At 58.6% G+C, this 23,558-nt stretch carries 21 protein-coding genes; 11 read left to right on the plus strand and 10 right to left on the minus strand.

Going from position 1 to position 23,558, the window contains the following annotated elements; translation table 11 throughout:
* Positions 1 to 90 precede the first annotated feature (90 nt).
* Both AC2D8V_RS17350 and deoC read right to left on the minus strand, forming a co-directional pair.
* Positions 91 to 2,439, minus strand: a complete 2,349-nt coding sequence (locus AC2D8V_RS17350) for an aldehyde dehydrogenase family protein (protein WP_484734853.1) — start codon at positions 2,437 to 2,439, stop codon at positions 91 to 93.
* A gap of 30 nt (positions 2,440 to 2,469) precedes the next feature.
* Positions 2,470 to 3,477, minus strand: coding sequence for a deoxyribose-phosphate aldolase (deoC, locus tag AC2D8V_RS17355; RefSeq protein ID WP_484734854.1), 1,008 nt, complete (start codon positions 3,475 to 3,477; stop codon positions 2,470 to 2,472).
* 240 nt (positions 3,478 to 3,717) lie between these two features.
* Here deoC and AC2D8V_RS17360 point away from each other — a divergent pair, with 240 nt between their 5' ends.
* The 4 genes from AC2D8V_RS17360 to AC2D8V_RS17375 are packed head-to-tail and all read left to right on the plus strand — an operon-like array spanning position 3,718 to position 7,648.
* Positions 3,718 to 4,707: a metal ABC transporter solute-binding protein, Zn/Mn family gene (locus tag AC2D8V_RS17360; protein WP_484734855.1), complete on the plus strand. Its 990-nt coding sequence runs from the start codon at positions 3,718 to 3,720 to the stop codon at positions 4,705 to 4,707.
* Between the two features lies 1 nt (position 4,708).
* Complete coding sequence (locus AC2D8V_RS17365; RefSeq protein ID WP_484734856.1) at positions 4,709 to 5,515, plus strand: metal ABC transporter ATP-binding protein; 807 nt, start codon at positions 4,709 to 4,711, stop codon at positions 5,513 to 5,515.
* 1 nt (position 5,516) lies between these two features.
* Positions 5,517 to 6,722 (plus strand): metal ABC transporter permease, encoded by a 1,206-nt coding sequence (locus AC2D8V_RS17370; protein WP_484734857.1) that lies wholly within the window; start codon positions 5,517 to 5,519, stop codon positions 6,720 to 6,722.
* Positions 6,719 to 7,648, plus strand: coding sequence for a metal ABC transporter permease (locus AC2D8V_RS17375; RefSeq protein WP_484734858.1), 930 nt, complete (start codon positions 6,719 to 6,721; stop codon positions 7,646 to 7,648). The genes AC2D8V_RS17370 and AC2D8V_RS17375 overlap by 4 nt, the downstream gene beginning before the upstream one ends.
* On the opposite strand, the gene uraH is transcribed toward AC2D8V_RS17375, so the two are convergent.
* Entirely contained in the window at positions 7,645 to 8,004 is a 360-nt protein-coding gene (gene uraH, locus AC2D8V_RS17380) for a hydroxyisourate hydrolase (protein ID WP_484734859.1), read from the minus strand. The two genes, AC2D8V_RS17375 and uraH, sit on opposite strands and share 4 nt — an antisense overlap.
* Before the next feature lie 108 nt (positions 8,005 to 8,112).
* Here uraH and puuE point away from each other — a divergent pair, with 108 nt between their 5' ends.
* The 7 genes from puuE to AC2D8V_RS17415 all read left to right on the plus strand — a co-directional run bounded on the left by puuE (position 8,113) and on the right by AC2D8V_RS17415 (position 16,629).
* Positions 8,113 to 9,525, plus strand: coding sequence for an allantoinase PuuE (gene puuE / locus AC2D8V_RS17385; RefSeq protein ID WP_484734860.1), 1,413 nt, complete (start codon positions 8,113 to 8,115; stop codon positions 9,523 to 9,525).
* Positions 9,522 to 10,331, plus strand: coding sequence for a bifunctional allantoicase/(S)-ureidoglycine aminohydrolase (locus AC2D8V_RS17390; protein ID WP_484734861.1), 810 nt, complete (start codon positions 9,522 to 9,524; stop codon positions 10,329 to 10,331). Before puuE ends, AC2D8V_RS17390 begins: the two co-directional genes overlap by 4 nt.
* Positions 10,328 to 10,816, plus strand: coding sequence for an ureidoglycolate lyase (locus AC2D8V_RS17395; RefSeq protein WP_484734862.1), 489 nt, complete (start codon positions 10,328 to 10,330; stop codon positions 10,814 to 10,816). The genes AC2D8V_RS17390 and AC2D8V_RS17395 overlap by 4 nt, the downstream gene beginning before the upstream one ends.
* A 39-nt stretch (positions 10,817 to 10,855) precedes the next feature.
* Complete coding sequence (locus AC2D8V_RS17400) at positions 10,856 to 12,175, plus strand: uracil-xanthine permease family protein (protein WP_484734863.1); 1,320 nt, start codon at positions 10,856 to 10,858, stop codon at positions 12,173 to 12,175.
* A gap of 96 nt (positions 12,176 to 12,271) precedes the next feature.
* Positions 12,272 to 13,495, plus strand: a complete 1,224-nt coding sequence (locus tag AC2D8V_RS17405; protein ID WP_484734864.1) for a urate hydroxylase PuuD — start codon at positions 12,272 to 12,274, stop codon at positions 13,493 to 13,495.
* A gap of 63 nt (positions 13,496 to 13,558) precedes the next feature.
* The gene (gene mutL, locus AC2D8V_RS17410; RefSeq protein ID WP_484734865.1) at positions 13,559 to 15,409 is read left to right on the plus strand and encodes a DNA mismatch repair endonuclease MutL; all 1,851 of its coding nucleotides are present in this window, start codon (positions 13,559 to 13,561) and stop codon (positions 15,407 to 15,409) included.
* Positions 15,406 to 16,629, plus strand: a complete 1,224-nt coding sequence (locus tag AC2D8V_RS17415) for a DNA recombination protein RmuC (protein ID WP_484734866.1) — start codon at positions 15,406 to 15,408, stop codon at positions 16,627 to 16,629. The genes mutL and AC2D8V_RS17415 overlap by 4 nt, the downstream gene beginning before the upstream one ends.
* A gap of 4 nt (positions 16,630 to 16,633) precedes the next feature.
* Here AC2D8V_RS17415 and uxuA read toward each other — a convergent pair whose 3' ends face one another.
* The 7 genes from uxuA to AC2D8V_RS17450 are packed head-to-tail and all read right to left on the minus strand — an operon-like array spanning position 16,634 to position 23,552.
* Positions 16,634 to 17,818: a mannonate dehydratase gene (gene uxuA / locus AC2D8V_RS17420; RefSeq protein ID WP_484734867.1), complete on the minus strand. Its 1,185-nt coding sequence runs from the start codon at positions 17,816 to 17,818 to the stop codon at positions 16,634 to 16,636.
* Entirely contained in the window at positions 17,815 to 18,870 is a 1,056-nt protein-coding gene (locus AC2D8V_RS17425; RefSeq protein WP_484734868.1) for a Gfo/Idh/MocA family protein, read from the minus strand. Before AC2D8V_RS17425 ends, uxuA begins: the two co-directional genes overlap by 4 nt.
* The gene (locus AC2D8V_RS17430) at positions 18,867 to 19,874 is read right to left on the minus strand and encodes a Gfo/Idh/MocA family protein (RefSeq protein ID WP_484734869.1); all 1,008 of its coding nucleotides are present in this window, start codon (positions 19,872 to 19,874) and stop codon (positions 18,867 to 18,869) included. The genes AC2D8V_RS17425 and AC2D8V_RS17430 overlap by 4 nt, the downstream gene beginning before the upstream one ends.
* Entirely contained in the window at positions 19,871 to 20,902 is a 1,032-nt protein-coding gene (locus AC2D8V_RS17435; protein ID WP_484734870.1) for a Gfo/Idh/MocA family protein, read from the minus strand. Before AC2D8V_RS17435 ends, AC2D8V_RS17430 begins: the two co-directional genes overlap by 4 nt.
* Positions 20,902 to 21,783, minus strand: coding sequence for a sugar kinase (locus AC2D8V_RS17440; protein ID WP_484734871.1), 882 nt, complete (start codon positions 21,781 to 21,783; stop codon positions 20,902 to 20,904). The genes AC2D8V_RS17435 and AC2D8V_RS17440 overlap by 1 nt, the downstream gene beginning before the upstream one ends.
* Positions 21,780 to 22,664, minus strand: a complete 885-nt coding sequence (locus AC2D8V_RS17445) for a DMT family transporter (protein ID WP_484734872.1) — start codon at positions 22,662 to 22,664, stop codon at positions 21,780 to 21,782. Before AC2D8V_RS17445 ends, AC2D8V_RS17440 begins: the two co-directional genes overlap by 4 nt.
* Positions 22,665 to 23,552: an NAD(P)-dependent oxidoreductase gene (locus AC2D8V_RS17450; protein WP_484734873.1), complete on the minus strand. Its 888-nt coding sequence runs from the start codon at positions 23,550 to 23,552 to the stop codon at positions 22,665 to 22,667.
* Positions 23,553 to 23,558 lie beyond the last annotated feature (6 nt).

The raw sequence follows: 23,558 nt of genomic DNA on the forward strand, positions 1-23,558 counted from the left end.
GCGGCAGACGGGGAAGGGGGCGCTGCCCCCGGCTCTTTCAGAGCCTCCCCCGGAGTTTATCCGGCAAAGTGAAAGAGCACCCGCAAGCTATTATTCGCCGTAGGGCACCCAGATGTTTTTGATCTCTGTGGCAGCCTGAAGAAAGGCGTGCCCCTGGCCTTCGGCGCCGGACCAGTCGCGGGCCAGCCCGTTGTTGACCCATGTGCGTTTGAGGTTGGCGGCGGAAGCTTTTTCAATTCCGGCGCAGAGCGCTGGCCTGCCGAAGCTCCAGACTGCATCGACATCCATGTGCCCTGCCAGATGATCTGCCACGTCCTTATGTGGCCCTGTCAGGATGTTCACCACGCCTGCCGGCACATCAGAAGTTTCGAGTGTCTGGATGAAGTCTGTCGCCGCCAGCGGGAAGGCTTCTGACGCGGCAAGAATGACGCGGTTGCCCATGGCGATGGCGGGTGCCATGCAAGAGATCAGGCCCAGAAGCGGGGCTTCGTCCGGGCAGATCGCGCCGATGACGCCCACGGGTTCTTTCATGGCCAGCGCCACGCCGCGGATCGGGACGCCGTGCACCTGCCCGTCGTATTTGTCAGCCCATGCCGCATAGGTGAACAGCCGTTTGAGGCTGGCCTCGACTTCTGCGGCCCCACTTTTGCCGCCCTGCATCTCGTCGAGCCGCGCGGCAAACGCGTCGCTGCGTGCTGCGAGGTTTTCGGCGATGTAGTAGAGGATTTGCGCGCGCAGGTGGCCGGTCGTTCTGGACCAACCCTTGGCGGCCTGTGCTGCCTCGACCGCGTTGCGGACGTCTTTGCGATTGGCAAGTGATACGTGGCCCGCAAGCGCGCCTGATTGTGCGTAGACGGGGGCCGAGTATCCGCCGTCGGGGCGTGCCTGTTTGCCGCCGATGTAAAGCTTGGCGGTTCTGTCGATCGGATCGGCGGGTGCGGCGGACCCATGCGGCCCCGCCGGTTTGGGCGATTTCAGCGGCTTGGGCTTGCTGGCGGATTTGGTATAGGCGCTCAGCCCTTCCCAGCCGCCTTCGCGGCCAAAGCCGCTTTCGCGTACGCCGCCGAACCCGGCTGCGGCATCCATCATGTTTGTGCCGTTGACCCAGACAATACCGGTGGCAAGTTTTGGCGCGATATCAAGCGCGAGGTTGATGTTTTCGCTCCAGACACTTGCGGCGAGCCCGTAGCGGGAATTATTGGCCAGTTGAACTGCTTCGGCCGGCGTTCGGAAAGTCGTGGCCACGAGCACCGGACCAAAGATTTCTTCTTGCATGAGGGTGTCGGCAGGATGCAGCCCGGTGATCAGCGTGGGGGCATAAAAGCAGCCGGTTTCGGGAAGTCTGGTTGCTGCCACGTGGGTCTGACCAGCGGTGTTGGAGGCGACCAGATCGGTGATGGTCTGCAACTGCGCCGGATCGACGATGGCGCCGACGTCGATGCTCTTGTCGAGGGGATCGCCCACGCGCAGCTTGTCCATGCGTGCACGCAGCTTGGCGTAGAACCTGTCGGCCACCGGTTCGTGCACCAAAAGGCGTGACCCGGCGCAGCACACCTGCCCCTGATTGAACCAGATTGCGTCAACCAGACCTTCAACCGCGCTGTCGAGGTCGGCGTCGTCAAAGACAATGTAAGGGGATTTGCCGCCAAGTTCGAGCGTCAGCGCCTTGCCGCTGCCGGCGGTCGCTTCGCGAATGCGGCGGCCTACGGCGGTCGAGCCGGTAAAGGCAACTTTGTCGACCTTGGCGTTTACTACCATTTCGCCCACGGCACCGTCCCCCGTGACGATGTTGACGACACCGCGCGGCAGCCCCGCCTGTTGGCAGATTTCCGCAAAGAGCAGCGCGGTCAGCGGGGTGTATTCGGCAGGCTTGAGGACGACTGTATTGCCCATGGCGAGTGCTGGTGCCAGTTTCCACGCCAGCATCAGCAGCGGGAAGTTCCAAGGGATCACCTGACCGCACACACCCAGCGCGGAACGACCCGGCAATTCGTCTTCCATCAGCTGGGCCATGCCCGCGTGATAGTAGAAGTGCCGTTGCGCCAGTGGCACGTCGATGTCGCGCGCCTCCCGGATGGGTTTGCCATTGTCCAGCACCTCCAGCACGGCAAAAAGGCGGCTGTGCTTTTGCAGAAGACGCGCCAGCGCGTAGAGATACCGCGCCCGCCCGTGACCGCCGAGACCTTCCCACTTGGGTTGCGCCTTGCGTGCGGCGGCAACCGCGGCGTCCACGTCTTTTTGGCGTGCCTGTGATATCTGCGCCAGTTTCTCACCCGTTGCCGGGTTTACGCTGTCGAACGTCTTGCCTGCGTCGGTAAACGCGCCGTTGATGAAATGACCAAATCTGGGCCCCGCCTGTTTGATCCATGCGCGGGCTTCGGCATCACTTTCCGGGGCCGGTCCATAGTCCATGCTTTCAAAGATTTCGGATACGGTCATGTTGCGGTCTTTCTGCAGGTTTGCTGGCGGTCAGCTTGTGGCGTGGCGGTAGCCGGCGGAGTACCGACCCGTGACGTGGTGTTCGAGTTGGCGTTCGATGTCGTTCAGCAGCGAAGAGGCGCCAAAGCGGAACAGATCGGGGCGTAACCAGCGGTCGCCCAACTCTTCTTTCATCATGGCGAGGTAGGTGATCGCGTCTTTGGCCTTTGAGATACCGCCAGCGGGTTTGTACCCGACACGGAACCCTGTGCGGTCATGATAGTCGCGGATGGCGCGGATCATGACCAACGTAACCGGAAGCGTGGCGTTCACTGTTTCCTTGCCGGTTGAGGTTTTGATAAAATCCGCCCCGGCCATCATGCAGACCATCGAGGCGCGGGCCACATTGCGCAGCGAGCCGAGTTCACCCGTGGCAAGGATCGCCTTGACGTGCGCGTCGCCACAGGCACGCCGGAAGGCCTGCATTTCTTCGTAAAGTGCTTGCCAATTGCCGGTAAGTACGTGGCGGCGGGAGATGACGATGTCGATCTCCTTGGCTCCGGCTTTTACGCTTTCTTCGATTTCTGCGATGCGCAGATGCAACGGCGCGAGACCGGCTGGAAAACCGGTGCTTACCGCCGCGACCGGGATGCCGGTACCGCTGAGCGCACGGACGGCGGCGGGGATCATCTCGTGGTAGACGCATACCGCGCCTGTCGTCAGTTCAGGCACGCCCAGAGCGTTTAGCGTGGGCTGCGCTACGGGCTGTCTGGCCTTGGCGCACAGCCGGGCGACGCGGTTTTCGGTGTCATCACCTGAAAGCGTCGTCAAATCTATGCAGGATACGGCGCGAAGCAGCCACGCCGCCTGGTGGTCTTTCTTGACGGATCTGCGCCCGGGCAGGGTTGCAGCGCGTCTCTCAATTGCCGAGGTGTTGGCCTGCATGCCGAGCACCCAGTCGAGATCAAGCGCCATGCCGGGATTGCGCGGTTCGGTGACCTGCGGCAGATGCGCAGCGGGCGCGGACTTGGCTGTGGCAGAGGATGTCTTGGCGTTCATAGTGGAAATTCCTGATCGGGCAGGGTGTCAAATTCGCATGAGGTAAGCGCCTATGCAAGCAACGTCGCGCAGCGTCACGCGGGAATCAGCCGCAGTTTTGCGACGTCTGCTAGCGCTGCTTGAGTGTCGGGCTGTTTAAATTGCGGGCAATTCAGGGGCAAAAGCCAAAAATGTCACCTGCTTTTGCGAATTATTCGCATTTTCATTGACTAATTGCGAATGGCTCTCATATTCAATAGCATGAAAAACGTTTCCAGCAGTTTCACAATTTCCCGCCGGCAGGCCCTATTGGGGCTGACGGCTGCAGCCTTTGCTGGTGCCACGGCGCAAGTGGCGCGCGCGAGCGCCCCTTTGTCGGTGGTCGCGACTACCGGAATGATCGCAGACGCTGCACGCATCGTCGGCGGCGATTATGTTACTGTCCAAGGCCTGATGGGAGCGGGGGTAGATCCGCACGCCTATCGGCAAACGCGCAGCGATATTGTGGCGATGACGCGGGCTGATCTGGTCTTGTGGCACGGTTTGTATCTTGAAGCGCAAATGGAAAACTTTTTTGCCGATCTGGGGCGCAAGCGTCAGGTGGTATCGGTCGCCGAAGACCTTCCGCGTGATCTGTTGCTGGCCCATGAGGATTATGACGGCCGCTATGATCCGCACGTCTGGATGGACCCCAAGTTGTGGGCCCGCGTGGTCAACCGCATCCGCGATGCGCTGACCGAGGTGCGCCCCGATGCCTGTGGCCAGTTTGCGGCAAATGCCGCTGGCTATCTCGAAGAGTTGAACGCGCTGGACAGCTATTCGCAAAGCGTTCTGGGAGATCTGCGGGTGGATCAGCGCGTGTTGCTGACAGCCCATGACGCGTTCGGGTATTTCGGCGCAGCCTACGACTTTGAAGTGCTGGGTGTGCAGGGGATCTCTACCGAAAGCGAAGCCGGGCTGAACAGGATCACTGAACTGGTCAATATGCTTGTTGCGCGCGACATACGTGCCGTTTTTGTCGAAACTTCGGTGTCTGACCGCAATATGCGTGCGTTGATCGAGGGCGCGGCGGCGCAGGGCCACGAGGTGGTTATCGGCGGATCGCTGTACAGCGACGCAATGGGTGCCGACGGCACCTACGAAGGCACTTATCTGGGCATGATCGATCATAATGTGACGACCATCGCGCGCGCATTGGGCGCCCAAGCGCCTCAGGGCGGGCGATTGGGCAAGTTGGGGGTCAACAGTTGATATGAGTGTGACACTCGCCACCGCTGATGGCGCCACGGCGCAGACCGACCAATCGGTGTTGCCGGCGCTAAAGGTTTCGGGTCTGACGGTTTCATACGGCCAGAAACCCGCTGTATTCTCCGTCGACATGACTGTGCCCACTGGAACGATGACCGCCATTATCGGGCCAAACGGCGCGGGCAAGTCTACACTGCTTAAGGCGAGCCTCGGGATACTCAAGCCGCTTGCAGGTCAGATCAGTATATTTGGCGGACCACTGGCGGCAGGGCGTGATCGCATCGCCTATGTACCGCAACGCGCCTCGGTCGATTGGGATTTCCCGACCCGCGTCATAGACGTGGTTCTGATGGGGCTTTACCCCAAGCTTGGCCTGCTTGGTCGCGTGCGCGGACATCACCGCGCGTTGGCGACGCAATGTCTTGAGCGGGTGGGCATGGAGGATTTTGCCCTGCGCCAGATCGGTCAGCTTTCAGGCGGACAACAACAACGCGTTTTCCTTGCCCGTGCGCTCGCACAGGGTGCTGAAATCTACTTGTTGGACGAGCCCTTTGCAGGCGTTGATGCGGCCACTGAAAAGGCAATAATCGCGGTGCTGCAATCGCTGCGAGACGCCGGAAAAACGGTTGTGGTTGTACACCACGACCTGTCGACCGTACGTGACTACTTTGACCGGGTCATGCTGATCAACACCCGTAAAGTGGCCGAAGGAGCGGTCGGCGAGGTCTTTACCACTGACAACCTGCAAGCTGCCTACGGTGGCCGTTTGGCCACAGCGCAAATGGATCAGTTGAACGGCACTTTGGGCTGACATGTTTATCGAAGCGCTGCTTTTGCAACAAGGGTACAACGCGACCCTGGTAACGCTGGGCGCGCTGCTGTTGGGTATGGCGGCGGGGGTAGGTGGTACTTTTCTATTCCTGCGCAAACGCGCCTTGGTCAGCGATGCGATTTCGCATGCTACGCTGCCGGGGGTCGGTATCGCTTTCATGGTCATGGTCGCCTTTGGCGGGGATGGGCGCAATCTGTTGGGGCTGATGGCGGGGGCGGCTGTCTCGTCTGCCTGCGGTTTGTTGATCATCGGTTGGTTGACGCGGCGGACGCGGCTGGCAGAAGACGCTGCCATAGGAGCTGTATTGTCGGTATTCTTCGGGTTCGGCGTGGTACTGCTGACGGTCATTCAATCGCTGAATGCGGGCCGTCAGGCAGGTCTGGAGGGGTTTCTGCTTGGCTCGACCGCCGGGATGTTACGCGCCGATGCGCTGGCAGTGGCGTTGTCTGCTGCGCTGACACTGGCGCTGGTGCTGTTGCTGCGGCGTCCGCTGACGCTGGCCAGTTTTGATCCGGAGTATGCGACGGCAACCGGGCTGAACGTCGCGCGCACCGATCTTGCGATGATGGGCATTGTACTGGCGGTCGCGGTGGTCGGGCTCAAGATCGTGGGCCTGATTCTGATCGTGGCACTGCTGATCATCCCACCTGTTACCGCGCGGTTCTGGACCGACCGGACCGATCGCGTCGTATTGCTGTCGGGTGTGTTCGGAGGCGTGTCCGCCTATATCGGCGCGGCTTGGTCTGCCTCGGTGCCCGACCTGCCGACTGGCCCGATCATTGTGCTGGTCAGCTTTGGCTTTTTTGTCATCTCGCTGCTGCTTGCCCCGCGTCGGGGTGTCTTGGCGGCCTATCTGGGTCACCGCGCGTTTCAGCGACGGGTACATGTGCGTCAGGGGTTGCTTGCACTGGCACAGGGCCAGCCGATCTATGAAAAGCTCACCATTCGGTTGCTGCGACGCGAAGGTTGGGCGCGCAAAGACGGTGTGGCCACGGATGCCGGACGGGGACGGGCAGCGCGTGCCTTGCTGGATGAAACCCGGTGGCAACTGGTCCGCCGTGATCCGTCTTTTGAGGCCGCAGCGGCGCATTACGACGGGTTGACGCCGATCGAAACGGTTCTGACACCGGATCAGATTGCCGAGATCGATACCAGATTACCCGCACCAAACGGGGTGACTTCATGAGTGGTGCCGAGTTTGTACCTCTGTCACTGGTCCCGATGGTGATCGGTGTCTGCGTCTGTGTGGCCTGCGCCTTGCCGGGCAATTTTCTGGTGTTGCGGCGTCAGGCACTGATTGGCGATGCCATCAGCCACGTGGTGCTGCCCGGGATTGTCGTGGCGTTTCTGATCACCGGTACCGTTGCAACCGGACCGATGCTTCTGGGGGCTGCGGGTGCCTCGATACTGGCGGTCGCTGCGATTGAGGCTGTGCGACGGCTGGGCCGGATCGAACCCGGCGCGGCGATGGGTGTTGTCTTTACGGCAATGTTCGCGGCCGGGGTTTTGCTGTTAGAGCAATCAGACACATCTTCTGTCCATCTGGATGTCGAACATGCGCTATTCGGCAATTTGGAAAGTCTCATCTGGCTCGATGCAACAGGGTGGGTGTCGTTGCTTGACCCACAAGCACTGGCCGGCGTACCGGTCGAGTTGCCCCGCATGGCGATCACGCTGGTTGTTGTTATTGCGTTTATCGTGGTGTTTTGGGGCCCGCTGAAAATTTCCACTTTTGACGAGGGGTTTGCCCGCACAGTCGGGATCGCCACCCAACCCCTCAGTCTGGGTCTCGTGATTGTCTCGGCAATCGCGGCGGTGGCGGCTTTTGATGCGGTCGGCAGCATCATCGTGATCGCCATGTTTATCTGTCCGCCCGCCGCGGCAAGGCTGGTGACAAACCGCCTAGAGCATCAGGTATTGTGGTCGGTTGTTTTTGCCGGGTTGTCTGGCGTTGTCGGCTATGTGCTTGCCGGTTACGGGCCGATTTGGATGGGCTTTGGCTCTTCGGTCTCTGCCGCGGGGATGATCGCAACCGTTTCAGGGATCATTCTGGGGCTTGCAGCGGTCTTTGGGCCGTGCACCACACGCGCCGGACGCGCGGCTGATCCTTAACTTCCCCGGTACGTCGAATATCCAAACGGCGAAACAAGCAACGGAACGTGGTAGTGGCTGCTTTCGTCTGAGATGCCAAACCGTATCGGGATGATATCGAGGAAGCGCGGGTCTTCGGCCGGGACTCCGATACGGTTAAAGTATGCGCCCGCTTCGAATACCAACTCGTACATGCCGGCAGCGAACTGCGCCTGCGGCAGCATCGGGCTGTCTGTGCGCCCATCGGCATTGGTTGTCATTTGCGCCAGTTGCTTGGGCGCGTCCCCTGCGATGCGGTACAGTGTAACGGTCATGCCCGCTGCCGGGGTGCCGCGGGCGGTGTCGAGCACATGGGTCGTAAGATATCCCTCGGGCATAAACGTCTCCTGATTGACCTTGGCGAGCAACCTGCCTGTGTCGCTTACGAATTGCAACGCGTGCCGGAAAGGGACTAATAACGCGAAGGCTTCAAAAAAGGGCGCAACGTGAAACGGTATCCGCGAGATTTTACTGGCTATGGCGCGACGCCGCCAGATGCAGCCTGGCCCGACGGGGCCCGGATCGCTGTTCAGTTCGTGTTGAATTACGAGGAAGGTGGCGAAAACTGCTTGTTGCACGGAGATGTGGCATCCGAAGCGTTCCTGTCAGAGATTGTGGGCGCACAGCCATGGCCCGGGCAGCGGCACTGGAACATGGAATCAATCTACGACTACGGCGCGCGCGCCGGGTTCTGGCGGGTGCACCGTCTTTTTACCAAAGCGCGCATCCCGGTCACCATTTATGGCGTGGCGTCGGCGCTGGCCCGGGCACCGGAACAGGTCGAAGCGATGCAGTCGGCTGGTTGGGAAATCGCCAGCCACGGGCTGAAGTGGATCGACTACAAAGATCATACGCCTGAGGCTGAGGCCGCTGACATGGCCGAGGCGATCCGATTGCATACCGAAGTGACTGGCGCCGCACCACGTGGCTGGTACACAGGCCGTTGTTCCGAGAATACAGTCGCGCTGGCCGCGGCGACGGGGCAATTTGACTATATTTCGGACACCTATGATGATGATCTGCCCTATTGGATGGTGATCGATGGCCGCGATCAACTCATCATTCCCTATACGCTGGATTGCAATGACATGCGGTTTGCAACGCCGCAGGGGTTCAATTCCGGGGATCAGTTCTTTGCGTATCTGCGTGACACCTTTGATACGCTCTATGCCGAGGGCACGTCGGGTGCGGCAAAGATGATGTCGATTGGATTGCATTGCAGGCTGATTGGCCGTCCGGGTCGCATCGAGGCGTTGCGCCGTTTTGTTGACTATATCGGCGCATTCGAAGGGGTCTGGTGCCCACGTCGCATCGATATTGCCGACCACTGGCGCAAGACCCTTCCGCCAAAAGAACGATTGCGCCCGTCCCAAATGGACGAGGCGCTGTTTATCGAGCGTTTTGGCGGGATCTTCGAGCATTCCGCGTGGGTAGCCGAACGCGCCTATCGATTGGAACTGGGGCCTGCCCATGACAGCGCAGCGGGTATGCATTCGGCGCTTTCGCGCATGTTCCGGTCGGCTGATCGCGAGGCGCGCCTTGGCGTTCTGCGGGCGCACCCCGACCTTGCGGGTAAATTGGCGGCGGCCAAGCGTCTGACCGCAGAGAGCACTCAAGAGCAGGCCAGTGCAGGTCTTGATGCGCTGACAGACGACGAGCGCGCAGCGTTCGAACAGCTCAACTCAGCTTATACAGCGAAACACGGGTTTCCTTTCATCATCGCGGTCAAAGATCATGACAAAGCGGGCATTCTGCGCGCCTTTTCCCGCCGTCTGGAAAATGACAGTGACACCGAATTTGACGAAGCCTGCCGTCAGGTCGAGCGTATCGCGCGCCTCCGGTTGGAGGAGCTGTTATGAAATATGCTTTCCCGCCCGGTGGTTTGCCCGATCAAAAGCAAGACCCCATGGGCACGGCGGTCTTCACCGAAGCCTACGCCGTGATACCCGCGAGCACGCAGCGCGACATCGTGACGAGCTTTTTGCCGGGATGGCAAGGCGCGCGTGTCTGGATCCTTGCGCGGCCTATGAGCGGATTTGCAGAGTCTTTCGCGCAATACGCGGTCGAGCTTGAACCAGAAGGGGGCAGCGCCGCTCCCGAGCCGGACAAAGATGCGCAGGCGGCGATCTTCATAGCATCAGGCCATGCGCGGCTGACGCTGGGACAGGATATCATTGAGCTGCGTCCCGGCAGCTTTGTCTATATCCCGCCAAGTGCGGTCTGGACGATATGGAACACAGACGATGTCCCGTGCCAGTTTCACTGGATCAGAAAGAAATTTGACTATGCGGTCGATGTCAACATTCCCGAGGCCTTGGTGCTGCATGAAGAAGACGTACCTGCGGCATCAATGCCTGACTGCGCCGGAGTTTGGGCAACGCAACGGTTTCTGGATCCGCTGGACATCCGGTACGACTTTCATGTCAATATCGTGAATTTCAAGCCTGGCGGACGTATCCCTTTTGCAGAGACCCACGTGATGGAACACGGGCTTTATGTGCTTCAGGGTACTGCGGAGTATTTGCTGAACAAAGACTGGGTAAGTGTGGGGCCCGGAGATTTCATGTGGCTGCGCGCGTTCTGCCCTCAGGCTTGCATTGCAACTGGTAAAGAACCTTTCCGCTACTTGCTTTACAAAGACGTGAACCGTCACGTGCCGCTATGAGCATTTCGATCAAAGCACGTCCGCTGACCGCTGATGGGTTTTCCGAATTCGGCGATGTTCTCGACTGCACGGGGCCACCGGACAAGATGATTAATGCCGGTTTGTGTGGTCGTTTTCACGATCGGGCCCGCCTTGATTTTGGGGTGGATGGCCGTGCCGGGATCAGCCTTTTTCAAGCCCAGCCGCGCAGTTTGCCCTATACCTGCGACCTGTTGGAGCGCCACCCCGACGGCAGCCAGGCGTTTATTCCCATGAGCGACGCGCCCTTTCTTGTGATCGTAGCGCCTGACATAGATGGCAGACCCGGCACGCCATCGGCCTTCCTGACCGCGCCGTATCAAGGGATCAATCTGCTGAAGGGAACCTGGCACGGCGTTTTGACGCCGCTTTCCGCCCCCGGATTGTTCACGGTAGTGGATCGTATTGGCCCGACAGCCAATCTCGAAGAGGTTTTTCTTGATCCGGCCGTCGTCGTGACCTCATAAAAAGATACAAAAACCAAAAACACACACAGGGACACTCTGATGACTGATACACTTTCCGCTGGCTACAGCGATCCCGACAGCACGCCGCCACTGGCTCAAGCGGTCCCGCTGGGTCTGCAGCACGTGCTGGCGATGTTTGCCTCCAACGTCACACCGTCAATTATCGTGGCCGGGGCCGCAGGTCTTGCCTTTGGCGGACCCGAGCAGGTCTACCTGATCCAGATGGCCATGTTGTTTGCAGGCGTCGCTACGCTGTTTCAGACTGTTGGGCTTGGGCCCATCGGTGCCAGGCTGCCTATCATGCAAGGCACCAGTTTTGCATTTGTGGGGGTACTGGCAGGCATCGCCGCGACCCAGGGTCTGAGCGTGGCGCTCAGTGCCTGCATCATTGGCGGCGTCATCCATTTCATTCTGGGCAGTTTCATCAAACACCTGCGCTGGTTGTTCCCACCGCTGGTGACCGGCCTTGTGATCCTCGCCATCGGTCTCTACCTCATTCCGGTGGCCATCAAATACGCGGCGGGCGGGGCTGCGCCGTTTCAGATGGAAGCAGAGAGCTTTGGCTCGCTCATGCACTGGTCTGTTGCGCTTTCGGTGGTCATCGTAGCGCTTGTGCTGAAATTCTTTACCAAAGGGACCCTGTCGAACGCGGCCATCCTCGTGGGCCTGATCGTAGGATACCTGCTGGCACTGGTGCTCGGCATGGTCAATTTCGCGCCGGTTGCGAATGCGTCTTGGATCACCACAATCACGCCACTGCCCTACGGGTTCGAATTCTCGCTGGGTGCGACCGTCGCCGTGACGCTGGTCTCCATCGTGTCGGCGATTGAAACGGTGGGCGATGCCTCTGCAACGACAAAAGCAGGCGCTGGGCGTGAAGCCACGGATGAAGAGATCGCTGGCGCAACCTATGCAGACGGTCTTGGCACCGCGGTCGCCGGTGTATTTGGCGGCCTGCCCAATACGTCTTTCAGTCAGAACGTAGGTATTGTCGGCATGACCGGCATCATGAGCCGCCACGTCGTGACGATCGGTGCGCTTGTCCTGATCCTCTGTGGGCTGATGCCCAAGATTGGCGCGGTCATCGCCTCAATGCCGTTGCCTGTACTGGGCGGCGGCGTCATCGTGATGTTCGGCATGGTCGCCGCAGCAGGTCTTAACGTCCTGACCGAAGTCAACATGAACCGGCGCAATATGGTGATCATTGCGGTCTCGCTTGCGGCAGGCCTCGGCCTCAATCTGGTGCCGACAGCGGTGCAATACCTGCCAGGTGTGGTAAAAACGCTGGCGACTTCAGCGGTTGCGCCAACGGCGCTGGTTGCAATCGTGCTCAATCTGGTACTGCCCGAAGAGATCTGAGCGCTCTTTCACTTTGCCAGATAAACTCCCGCCGGAGGCTCCGGCGGGGGCCACATTTTCCAGCCCGGCATATCGGGCGTAAACGGAGCCAGAGCGATGTATGATCTTGCCGCCTTTGCTGCCTGGGTGGAATTTGGCGTGCGCTGGCTGCATGTCATTACAGCTATCGCTTGGATTGGATCATCTTTCTACTTCATTGCGCTCGATCTGGGACTGCACCGCGACCGCAATCTTGCCTCAGGTGCGGATGGCGAAGAGTGGCAGGTGCACGGGGGCGGCTTCTACCACATCCAGAAATATCTTGTTGCGCCTGACAATATGCCAGACGGGCTGATCTGGCATAAGTGGCAAAGCTACTGGACGTGGATCAGTGGTTTTATCCTGCTGGTGCTCGTTTACTATCTCGGTGCCGAGTTTTACCTGATCGATCCGGTCGTCCGCGATCTTGCGACCTGGCAGGCGGTCGGCTTGTCGCTTGCGTCGCTCGCCTTCGGCTGGTTGGTCTACAACACGCTGTGCCGCGTCTTTGTTGAAGCGGATCAGACGCTGCTGATGATAGCGCTCTTTTGCGTTCTGGTCGCGATGTCTTACTTTTATGCGTCTGTCTTTTCCGGTCGGGCCGCCATGCTGCATCTGGGGGCATTCACAGCCACGATCATGAGCGCAAATGTCTTCATGATCATTATCCCCAACCAAAAGATCGTCGTGGACGACCTGATGGCGGGGCGTACACCGGATGCAAAATACGGCAAGATCGCCAAACAACGCAGTACACACAACAACTACCTGACCCTGCCCGTCATCTTTCTGATGCTCAGCAACCACTATCCGCTGGCTTTTGCCACAGAGCACACGTGGATCATCGCGAGCCTCGTGTTCCTCATGGGGGTCACGATCCGCCACTATTTCAATTCAATGCACGCCCGTCAGGGTCAGCCGCATTGGACATGGGGGCTGACCGCACTCATTTTCCTTGTCATTGTCTGGATATCAACCGCTCCGATGGTCACAGATGAGGCGCCGCAAGAGGCGCAGGGGGCGGCTGTGCTTTTCGCGCAAGCACCGGAATATGACGCGGTGCACGAGATCGTCGTCAGCCGGTGTTCGATGTGCCACGCGTCAGAGCCTGTCTGGGAAGGGCTGCTTTGGCCACCCAAAGGCGTGATGCTGGAAACCGAATACCAGATCACGCGCCACGCTCGCGCCATATATCTTCAGGCCGGTGTCAGCCACGCGATGCCGCCGGCCAATCTGTCCTATATGGAGCCGGATGAGCGCGCACAGATCGTGGCGTGGTACAGGGCCGCGACAGGCGGCTGAGACTGCCAGACAGACCGGAAATCCTGTTTTAGAATCGCCACAATCCATGCTAGGTATAGCGGTATGGCTCAGGTAGACCCCAATATAAGCGAAAAACGTCCGGAAATCCGACAGTTGGATGAGGGGGCGATCAACCGCATCGCGGCAGGTGAGGTGGTGGAGCGCCCGGCCTCGGCCGTGAAGGAATTGGTGGAGAATGCCATCGACGCCGGCGCGCGTCGCATTGCCATAGATATTGCAGATGGTGGCAAGACGCTGATCCGCGTTCAGGATGACGGCTGCGGGATGACAGAAGATGACCTGCCGCTTGCCCTGTCTCGCCACGCAACGTCCAAAATTGACGGGTCCGACCTGCTGGCCATCCACACGTTCGGATTTCGCGGCGAGGCTTTGCCGTCGCTTGGTGCGGTTGGGCGTCTGACGATCCTGTCACGCGCCGAGGGGCACGGTGCGGTCGAAGTGAGCGTGCAGGGCGGGCGGACAGGTGCCATTCAACCTGCCGCTGGAAATATCGGCACGACGGTCACTCTACGTGATCTTTTCTACGCCACACCTGCGCGACTGAAATTCCTTCGGACAGATCGTGCCGAAATGCAGGCCATAGGTGATGTTGTCAGGCGTTTGGCCATGGCAGAGCCCTTTGTGCAGTTTTTACTGCGCGATGTATCTGGCGAGGGTGCGCCACGCGAAGTGTTCAGGGCTGATGCAGAACAGGGCGACCTGTTTGACGCCTTGCACGGGCGGCTTGCGCGTGTTCTGGGGCGTGAATTTGCAGAAAACGCGTTGCCTATCGATGCTGAGCGGGAAGGTTTGCACCTGACCGGTTTCGCGGCACTGCCAACCTATTCACGCGGATCAGCCGTCGCACAGTACCTTTTCGTCAACGGCCGCCCTGTTCGAGACAAGCTGCTGGTTGGCGCGCTGCGCGGGGCATATTTCGACTTTCTCAGCCGTGACCGGCATCCGGCTGCTGCCCTGTTTCTCGACTGTGATCCGAAACTGGTTGACGTCAACGTGCACCCGGCAAAATCCGAAGTGCGCTTTCGTGATCCGGGGATTGCCCGAGGTCTGATCGTATCGGCGCTGCGGCACGCATTGGCAGAGGCCGGCCACCGTGCCTCGTCTACTGTCGCCCAGGCAACTTTGGGCGCCATTACACCTGAACCAACCGGCGCGCGGGTATATCAGATGGACCGGCCTTCACTGGGACCGAGACAAGCCTCCTACGCGGCGCAGGCCCCCGTTTTTGAAGAGACTGCACAGCCGTGGGGTCGTGTTGATGACACGCCGCCTTTGCACGAACCGGCAGATCAGTCCGCCGAAGATGTAACAGCTTTTCCGCTTGGCGCGGCGCGTGGTCAGGTTCATGAAAACTATATCATCGCGCAAACGGCCGACGGAGTGGTTATCGTGGACCAGCACGCAGCACATGAACGTCTTGTATATGAGAAACTCAAACGCCAAATGGCCGAAAACGGCGTTGCCAGACAAGCGCTGCTGATTCCGGAGATTATCGAGCTTTCCGAAGCCGATTGCGCGTCGCTCATGGGCGTAGCAGATGCTCTCGAAGAATTTGGTTTAGTCATTGAACAATTCGGCGGCAACGCTGTTGCGGTGCGCGAGACACCTGCCATTCTGGGCACTGTGGACGCGAAAGCGATCCTTCTGGATGTCCTTGATGAACTGGCCGATATGGACAGTTCAAACATGCTGCAAGCCCGCATTGAAGCGATCCTCAGCCGGATTGCCTGTCACGGGTCGGTGCGGTCCGGCCGTTGGATGCGTGGCGAAGAGATGAATGCGCTTTTGCGAGAAATGGAGGCAACGCCGCACTCAGGACAGTGTAATCACGGACGCCCCACTTACGTGGAACTTAAACTTGCCGATATCGAGCGGCTGTTTGGACGCACATGATTGAAATTGCAGGGCAAACGCTTTCTTTTGATGACCCTTTGATAGTCATCGCGCTGGGGTTGATTGGCACCATTCTGTTGCTGCTTGTCATTACACTGCTGGTATCCTCGCGCGCCGCGCGCAGAACCGAGCCTTTGGCACAGCAACTTGGTGTCATGGGACAGAGCATTCAGCAATTGGCCGCAGGTCAGGAACAGTTGCGCGGCGGTGTTCAGGCGGTTTCCGATACGCAGGTGACTGCGCAGGCGCAGGTCATCCAGACGGTGGAGGCGCGCCTTGCACACGTGCAACAGCAAATGCAGGATCGACTGGCTGATAACGCAATGCGATCGCAGCGCGCCCTGACCGACATGCAGGAACGCATGAAAGAAAGTCTGCATGGATCAAGCAAACAAACCACGACATCCTTGACCCAATTGCAGGAACGCCTGTCAGCTATCGACAAGGCGCAGGACAACATCACCAAACTGTCAGGCGATGTGCTGTCGCTGCAGGATATCCTGAGCAACAAGCAGACACGAGGCGCATTCGGTGAGATTCAGTTGCGCGATATCGTTTCCAAAGCCTTGCCGAACGACAGCTATGCCCTGCAGCACACGTTATCCAATGGCAAGCGCGCCGACTGTCTGATCCACCTGCCGCAACCGCCCGGCCCGATTGTCATCGACAGCAAGTTTCCGCTGGAAGCTTATGAGGCGCTTCGTCGTGCTGAAACAGATTGGGAGCTGAAGGACGCCGTTGCCAAGATGAAAACGGCTGTCACCAAACACATCGCTGATATCTCTGACAAATATATCATCGACGGCGAAACAGCGGATGGTGCGCTGATGTTCCTGCCCTCTGAAGCTGTTTATGCCGAACTGCATGCCAATTTTCCGGAACTGGTCCGCAAGGGGTTTGATGCACGGGTATGGATCGTTTCGCCGACCACGTGCATGGCCACGCTCAATACAATGCGCGCCATTCTAAAAGATGCGAGAATGCGCGAACAGGCCGGTGCAATTCGCAAAACGTTGTCGCAGCTTCATCGCGATGTCGAACTAATCGTTGAGCGTGCCGGAAAGCTGGAAACGCATTTCCGTCAGGCGCGGGCAGACCTCGACGGAATTGGTACAGCGGCAGAGCGCGCTGGCAAGCGTGCGGCCAAGCTGGACAACTTTGATTTTGAAGAGGTGGACGAAACCGAACAGCAGCCCCTCCTGACACGCCCGGCAGAATAGCGCTTCACGCCTGACAGGCCGACATGATGCCACGCAATTCAGCAAGCCCGCGCATGCGTCCAACCAGCGGGTAACCCGGCATGGAAGCAGTGTCCAAGTCGGTCAGTAGTTCCTGACCGTGATCCGGTCGCATCGGAATCTGCCAGTCACGACGACCTTCGACCCGCCGCCTGTCTTGTTCTGCCATCAAAGCGCGGACTGTGGCCACCATGTCGGTGTCCCCTTCCAGATGCGCGGCTTCGAAAAAGTCGGGGCGCGCAGGATCAATCCCGTCCAGTCGTTTGGTATTTCTCAGATGAGCAAAATGGATTTTGGGGCCTAACCGGTCGATAAACGCCACCGGGTCAAAGGATTCCGAAACACCCAGCGATCCGGTGCACAACGTAGCGCCATTGGCTGGTGTATCTATTGCTTCAAGTGTTCTTGCATAATCGTCCAACGAGGACATGACGCGCGGCAGACCCAGCAACGGAAACGGCGGGTCATCCGGGTGACAGCACATCCGAATGCCGACTTGTTCGGCCACCGGCAGCACTTCTGCAAGAAAGTCGATCAGGTTTGCAGATAGCTGCCGGGCATCAATCCTATCATAGGTAGCAAGCCGCGATTGCACGTCAGACAAGGTCCAATTGTCATTTGCTCCGGGTAGGCCTGCAATGATGTTGTTTTGCAAGGCACGGCGAGCCGTGTCTGACAAACCGTCAAACCGGTCTTTGGCCCGTTCTTGGTGTTCAGGACTGTAGTCGTCTGCCGCGCCGGACCGTTTCAGTATGAAAAGGTCGAAAACGGCGAAATCGAGCAGCGAAAAGAGCATCGCATTTCCACCGTGTGATTGTGGCGCTCTGAGGTCTGTCCGGGTCCAGTCCAGGATCGGCATAAAGTTATAGCAAACCGTCTGTATGCCGAGGGCTGCGAGGTTTCTGAGGCTTTGCCGGTAGTTCTCTAGGTGTGTGCTGTAGTCTTGCCCTTTGGTCTTGATCGTTTCGGAGACTGGGAGGCTTTCAACCACGTCCCATGAAAAACCCGCTGCCGCCAATACATCCATACGCTCCTGTATGGACTGCGAAGGCCAGACCTCGCCGGGAGGTTGGTCGTGCAAAGCAGTGACGATACCTTCGACACCGGCCTGATGCAGGCTCTTCAGGGGAATGATGTCTTTTGGCCCAAACCAGCGCCAACATTGCTTCATGGTTGCCAACTTTCATACAAAGGATGGGCGGAGGATAAGGGTAGGCTGACTCTTTCTCCGGTTCTGGCGGCGTGGTAAATCGCAGTCACCAACTCAATGGATGCGCGTCCGTCCGTCAAAGATACGTGTGAGCTCTTTTCCCCGTTTTGGTGATTAGCGATTTCTGTCAGAAACCCTTCAAAACCAACGGGTTCTACCGGAGCTTCTGCAACCGCTACATCAATCTGGTCTTGCATCGCAGGGTCGCGGGCAGTGAACTGCCACGTCCCAGTTCCCGGTGCATAGGGTGTCGTGTCGGACGTCGCGGTCAGGTGTTCGAACACAAAGCGGAGCCGTGTTTCGTCCCTCGCAGCCCCAAGTGTTATGCTGCTGCTCGCAATACCGCCGTTGGCTAGGGCAAAGCTGATGGCGGCGCAGTCTTCTGTTTCAATGGGATTAATTCTTGTTGCGACCATCGCGGACAAGCTTGCGACGGGCCCCATGAAGTGTGTCATGAGATCGTGATTGTGGATTGCATGCCCCAAAACGGCGCCGCCGCGTTCCCCCGCCCAAGTGCCGCGCCACGGGATGGCGTAGTATTCTGCCCCGCGCGACCAGTGCGTTTCAAGCGCGGCAACTTGTGGCACCCCTGTCAAACCCTGTGCCACCAGATAACGAAGTTGCGATAGAGCGGGCCCCCATCTGTACTGGAACACCGGATAAATCGTCTTACCCGCTCGATCACTGGCGCTGACCAGTGTTTCGGCATCGGCTAGCGACGTGCACAAGGGCTTTTCGCAGATGACATTTTTGCCGGCGCTCAGCGCCTCAAGGGTGATGGGTACGTGCAAGTGGGGAGGCAGGCACACGTCAATGAGGTCAACCTGAGGATCTGACAGCGCCACCTGCATATCGGCCGCGACCGTGATCTTGTGGTCGTTGACAACTTCATTCGCGCGGACGATGTCCAGGTCGATCAGGTATAATACATTGAAAATATGCGGTAATTTCAAGTAAGCTGCGAGATGCTCTCGACCTATACCGGCACCCAGAATAGCAACGTTGAGGGTCACCGCACGCGCCCTTCCGCCATTGCCTGCGCAGTCAGGGCTAGCTCCATCACTTTGAAGCAATGGTTCTGGGTCATCGCAGATTCCGTACGGTTACGTATGTCATTTGCGAGGTTGGCAAAATATGGCAAACCGGAGTTCCCGGCATCGATCTTTTCGCATCGGTTCCCGTTGACAAGGATTAGATGATCCGTACCCGGTGACCCACCGACATCAACGTATTTGCGCAATTCGATGTAACCCTCTGTACCGAGTATTGTGAGTCGTCCGTCGCCCCAAGTCGGTAACGCGTCAGGTGTAAACCAGTCGACACGGATGTAGCCTGTGCCAGTGTCGCCGCGCAGCGTGATTTCGCCAAAGTCTTGCAACCCCGGATCATTCTGGGAGGCGTAATTTGCCACGAATGCATGGGTCACTTCCGCGGAGGACGCGCCGGTGAAATGCAAGAACTGGTCAATCTGATGTGATGCGATATCTGTCAGAATGCCACCATATTGCGCGCGGTCAAAAAACCACTCCGGACGGGTCGCGCGGTTAAGTCTGTGCGGACCAAGGCCGACGGTATGCACAACTTGACCAATCGCTCCGGCCTGCACCAACTCGGTTGCACGTGTCACAGCCGGGACTTCAAATCGTTCGGAAAAGTTAATTGACCATATCCGTCCGGTTTCAGCGACAGCTTTCTTTATCGCATCCAATTGCCCAAAGCTGGTACAGCCTGGTTTGTCGGTCATGACATCCATACCCCAGCGTATGGCTTTTTCTGCGATGCTCGCACGATCGCTTGGAATGCAGGATACCAAGGCTAAGTCGGCGTCGGATTGAAGTGCCTCATCGAGTGTCGCAAACCGGTCGATATCCGGAAAGCGTTTGACAAATCCGGCGAGTGTGCCGGGCGTCCCTTCTGTCCAGTATCCCAAACAGATCGCACCCGTTTTGAGCATGTTCTCTGTCATGCCATAGATGTGACGGTGATCAAGGCCGAGGGCGATAAACTTTAGGGTCATTGGCGAACCGGCTCTCTTTGTCCCGAGCTATTGCTGCGCTCCATCGCGCCGATCACGTGTTGCGCTGCAATCACGCTGGCGCCCGCTGCAATAAGGGGGGTGCCATTTTTCAGGTGATCGACAAAGTTTTCAAGGATTGTCTGATGCCATGCATGGGTAAAGGCCATCGGATCTGCCCCGGCGCCGGTGGCGGCCGACGCCCCGATGGTTTGTGTGCGTCCATCCATATGAGAAAGTGTCAGAACGCCGGATTCGAGATGCGCGCTGGCCAGCGTCCCTTGGAGTGAAACCGATTCCGGATGTCCCGGGTATGCGGTCGTCGTGGCGACAACGGACCCGACGGCCCCGTTGTTGGTTGTAAACAGGGCACCTGCCCAGTCCTCAGCCTCCATCTTGTGCTGTGAGGTCGTCGTCATCAGTGACTGTACCGTGCTGAATGGTCCCAGACACCACAGCGCAAGGTCAAGGGTGTGAATGGCCTGATTGATCATCACGCCCCCGCCATCCCGGGCGTAAGTGCCACGCCCCGGCGCATCGTAGTAAGCCTGATCGCGCCACCATGGCACCCTGATTTCTGCGCTGACGATCTTTCCCAACTGTCCGTTGTCGACGGCCTTTTTCAACGCAACCGACGCGCCGCGCGCGCGGTGCTGAAGGCATACTGCGAGAGGCACTTCGGCGGATGCGCAAAGATCCACCAGCTGTTCCGACGCCTGCGCCGTCCGTTCGATGGGTTTTTCCATCAATATCGGGATCTTGGCCTCAGCAAAGGCGCTGACAAGGTCCACGCGCGCATCGGGTGGTGTGGCAATGATGACAAAGTCTATATTGGCTTTGGCAATGATTTCCGCAGCTGAGCCAAACACCGAGACCGGATCGCCCAGCATGGCCTGAGCTTTCTGCGCGAAGGCAGACGCTTTTTGTGTCGAGCGCCCCATGACGCCAGCCAATGTGACGTCTATTGCGTCTTTTATGGCTGCAAGGTGGGTGTCGGCAACCATGCCCAGCCCGATGAGAGCGGTACGCATCACGCAACCTCGCGCGGGATAATGGCACCACGATACTGCACCACGCGGGCGGCACAGGTGTGCCCTTGCATCAGGGCTTCAGCCTGAGTTTTTCCAGTCAGAATTCCTGCCAGATAGCCCCCGTTAAAGCTATCTCCTGCGGCGGTCGTATCTATCACATGCGGTGCAGCGTTATAGGATTGCGCGACCGGCGCGCCAAGTGAGAGCGGGCCAACCTCGCCACGTTTCAAAGCGCCGGTGTTCCCGCCGTTTTCGAAGCGTTGCGTAACCGCCTGCGCGCTTTCTTCGAACAAGTCCATTTCATCGTCTATCGAGGGCAGTGCGATATCGGCCCGCGCCCAAAGCGCCTGTGTTACCTGGCGCGCGGCATTGGCATTCTCCCACAGGCGCGGGCGATAATTGCTGTCATATGCAAATCTTGTGCTGTGATTCGCGAGCCAGTGTAAAAGCGCCAGGCGGACCTCGTGCGGCAGAATGGCAATCGAGATACCGGAGAAGTAGATCAGGTCGTAGGCGGCAAGGCAGTCAAAATTCGTGCCGCCATCGGTCTGGAACAAGTCGCGCGCCGCAGCCGCGCTGCGCCAGTAGGTGAAGGATCGTTCACCCGTCTCAGATGTCGTAATGGCATATAGCCCGGGTGATTTGCCGGAGATCCGTCGGATGGCGCCGGTGCCGATACCCTGTTGTTGGATAAAGTCTTCGATCTGGTCGGAAAACGGGTCATCACCGAGGCATGTGATGTAATCTACGGTTACCTCGGGTGCTTCGCGTTTGAGGTATATCGCCGTGTTCAGTGTATCGCCTGCCACCCCGACATCTGCCGTGCTTCCGCGCAATGACAATTCGATCATCGCTTCTCCGATGCAAGCGACCCGGATCATATGCGTTGTTCCCTTTTCCAGATGATGAGACCCGATATGATGATGATCGTGGCGCCAAGAACGGTGAGTTCGTCTGGCAGGTGATTGAACACCAGCCAGCTGAGACCCGCGATGTAAATCATGAAAGAGTAGGTGTAGGGCATCAAAGTGTTTGCCGGGGCAAACCGGTGCGCGTTTGTCAACAGTTGATGCCCTGCCCAACCGCCAGCGCCAAGACCAACCAGCAGCGTTGTTTGCAGGGGGGTCTCAGGTGGAACCCAACTCCACACAGCGAACGGCAGTATTACGGCGGTGCCAAGAGCGCCTAGGTACAACTGCTGTGTGTCCGTGGCGACAACGCCGGCCAATCTACGCGTCATCAACGAGTAGAGTGCAAGGGCAGTCGCGTTATAGACCGGCAAAAGCATTGCGGGGTGGAAGGTTTCGCCAAAGGGCCGGATCACGACAAGCACGCCGACAAAGCCCAGAAGGATCGCACCCCAGCGCCATACTCCGATTTTTTCTTTCAGCACCGTCATGGACAAAAAACAAACAATGATCGGGCTTGAGAACATAATTGCCGAAATGATGGTCAAAGGCAGGAAGTTCAACGCGTAGAAATTGCCCAGTGTAGCGGATACCAAGAGGAATGCCCGACTGACGACCTCGGCAAGGTGATCGGTGCGAAACCGATCCGACGATGTCCCGTTTTTTGCAATCACACCAACGGCGATAACCAAGTGAACCGCATAGCGCATGAACGCCAGTTGAAAGGCCGGGAACCCGGCCAGAACCAACCATTTTGCCGATGTGTCGACGCCCGCAAACAAAAACCAGGCACCCAGCATCAGTATGATGCCGACGCCGGGCCTGTCCTCGATGGATTGGGCGGCGACTGCCACCTACTTGCCGAATTTTGCCGCGTAAAAGTCAACCATCTGACTGACCATATCGTCTGCGCGCCCGCTATCGCGCGCTTCGGTCAGGGCCGATAGTGCACATTTTGACATGATACTTTCCACGCCTGCGTCATCGGCCATTTTTGAATAGTATCCGACGTCTTTTGCGGCGTTTTTGATGGCGAAGGCCAACAAGTTGGGGTCTCCATCGACGCCGTAGCCCTTCACGAAATCCATCATTCCACTGTGTAGCGGTCCGGCTGCCATGACGTCGTACATCTGTGTGCGATCAACCCCTGCGACATCAGCCATGGCAAATGCCTCGGCCATCGCGTTGGCAACCGTCATCCCGAAGAAGTTGTTGATGAGCTTGATGGTATGCCCAGAGCCCAAGGCGCCTAGGTGAAAGACGTTTTCGCCCAGATCTTGTAGGACCGGTTCGACCTTTTCGAAGGCCGTACGGTCGCCCGAGCACATGATGTTCAGCAATCCGTCTTTGGCGTGACTGGGTGTTCGGCCCAAAGGCGCATCCAGATAGGTGCCGCCGGCGGCTGCGGTTTCTTCGCCCAACATGCGCGTGGAAGCCGGCAGGGATGTACCGAAATCGATCACCACGCCGCCCGGCTTCAGGCCCGCCAAAACACCGGTGTCGCCGCGCATCCGGCTTTCCACATGATCTGATGTGCCCATACACAGCATTACGATATCGCTGGCGGCGGCGAGTTCCTTTGCGCTGCCAGCTTCTGTTGCGCCGCGTGCGATAGCTGCGTCAAGGTGGGTCCGGTCCTGATTGCCCAGAATGGTAAGCCCATAACCCTGATCCAGCAGACGTTGCACCATAGCGCCGCCCATCAGCCCGAGCCCAATAAATCCAATGGTTGGTTGTGTCATCTAAGC

Source organism: Roseobacter sp. YIN89, from assembly GCF_057219365.1.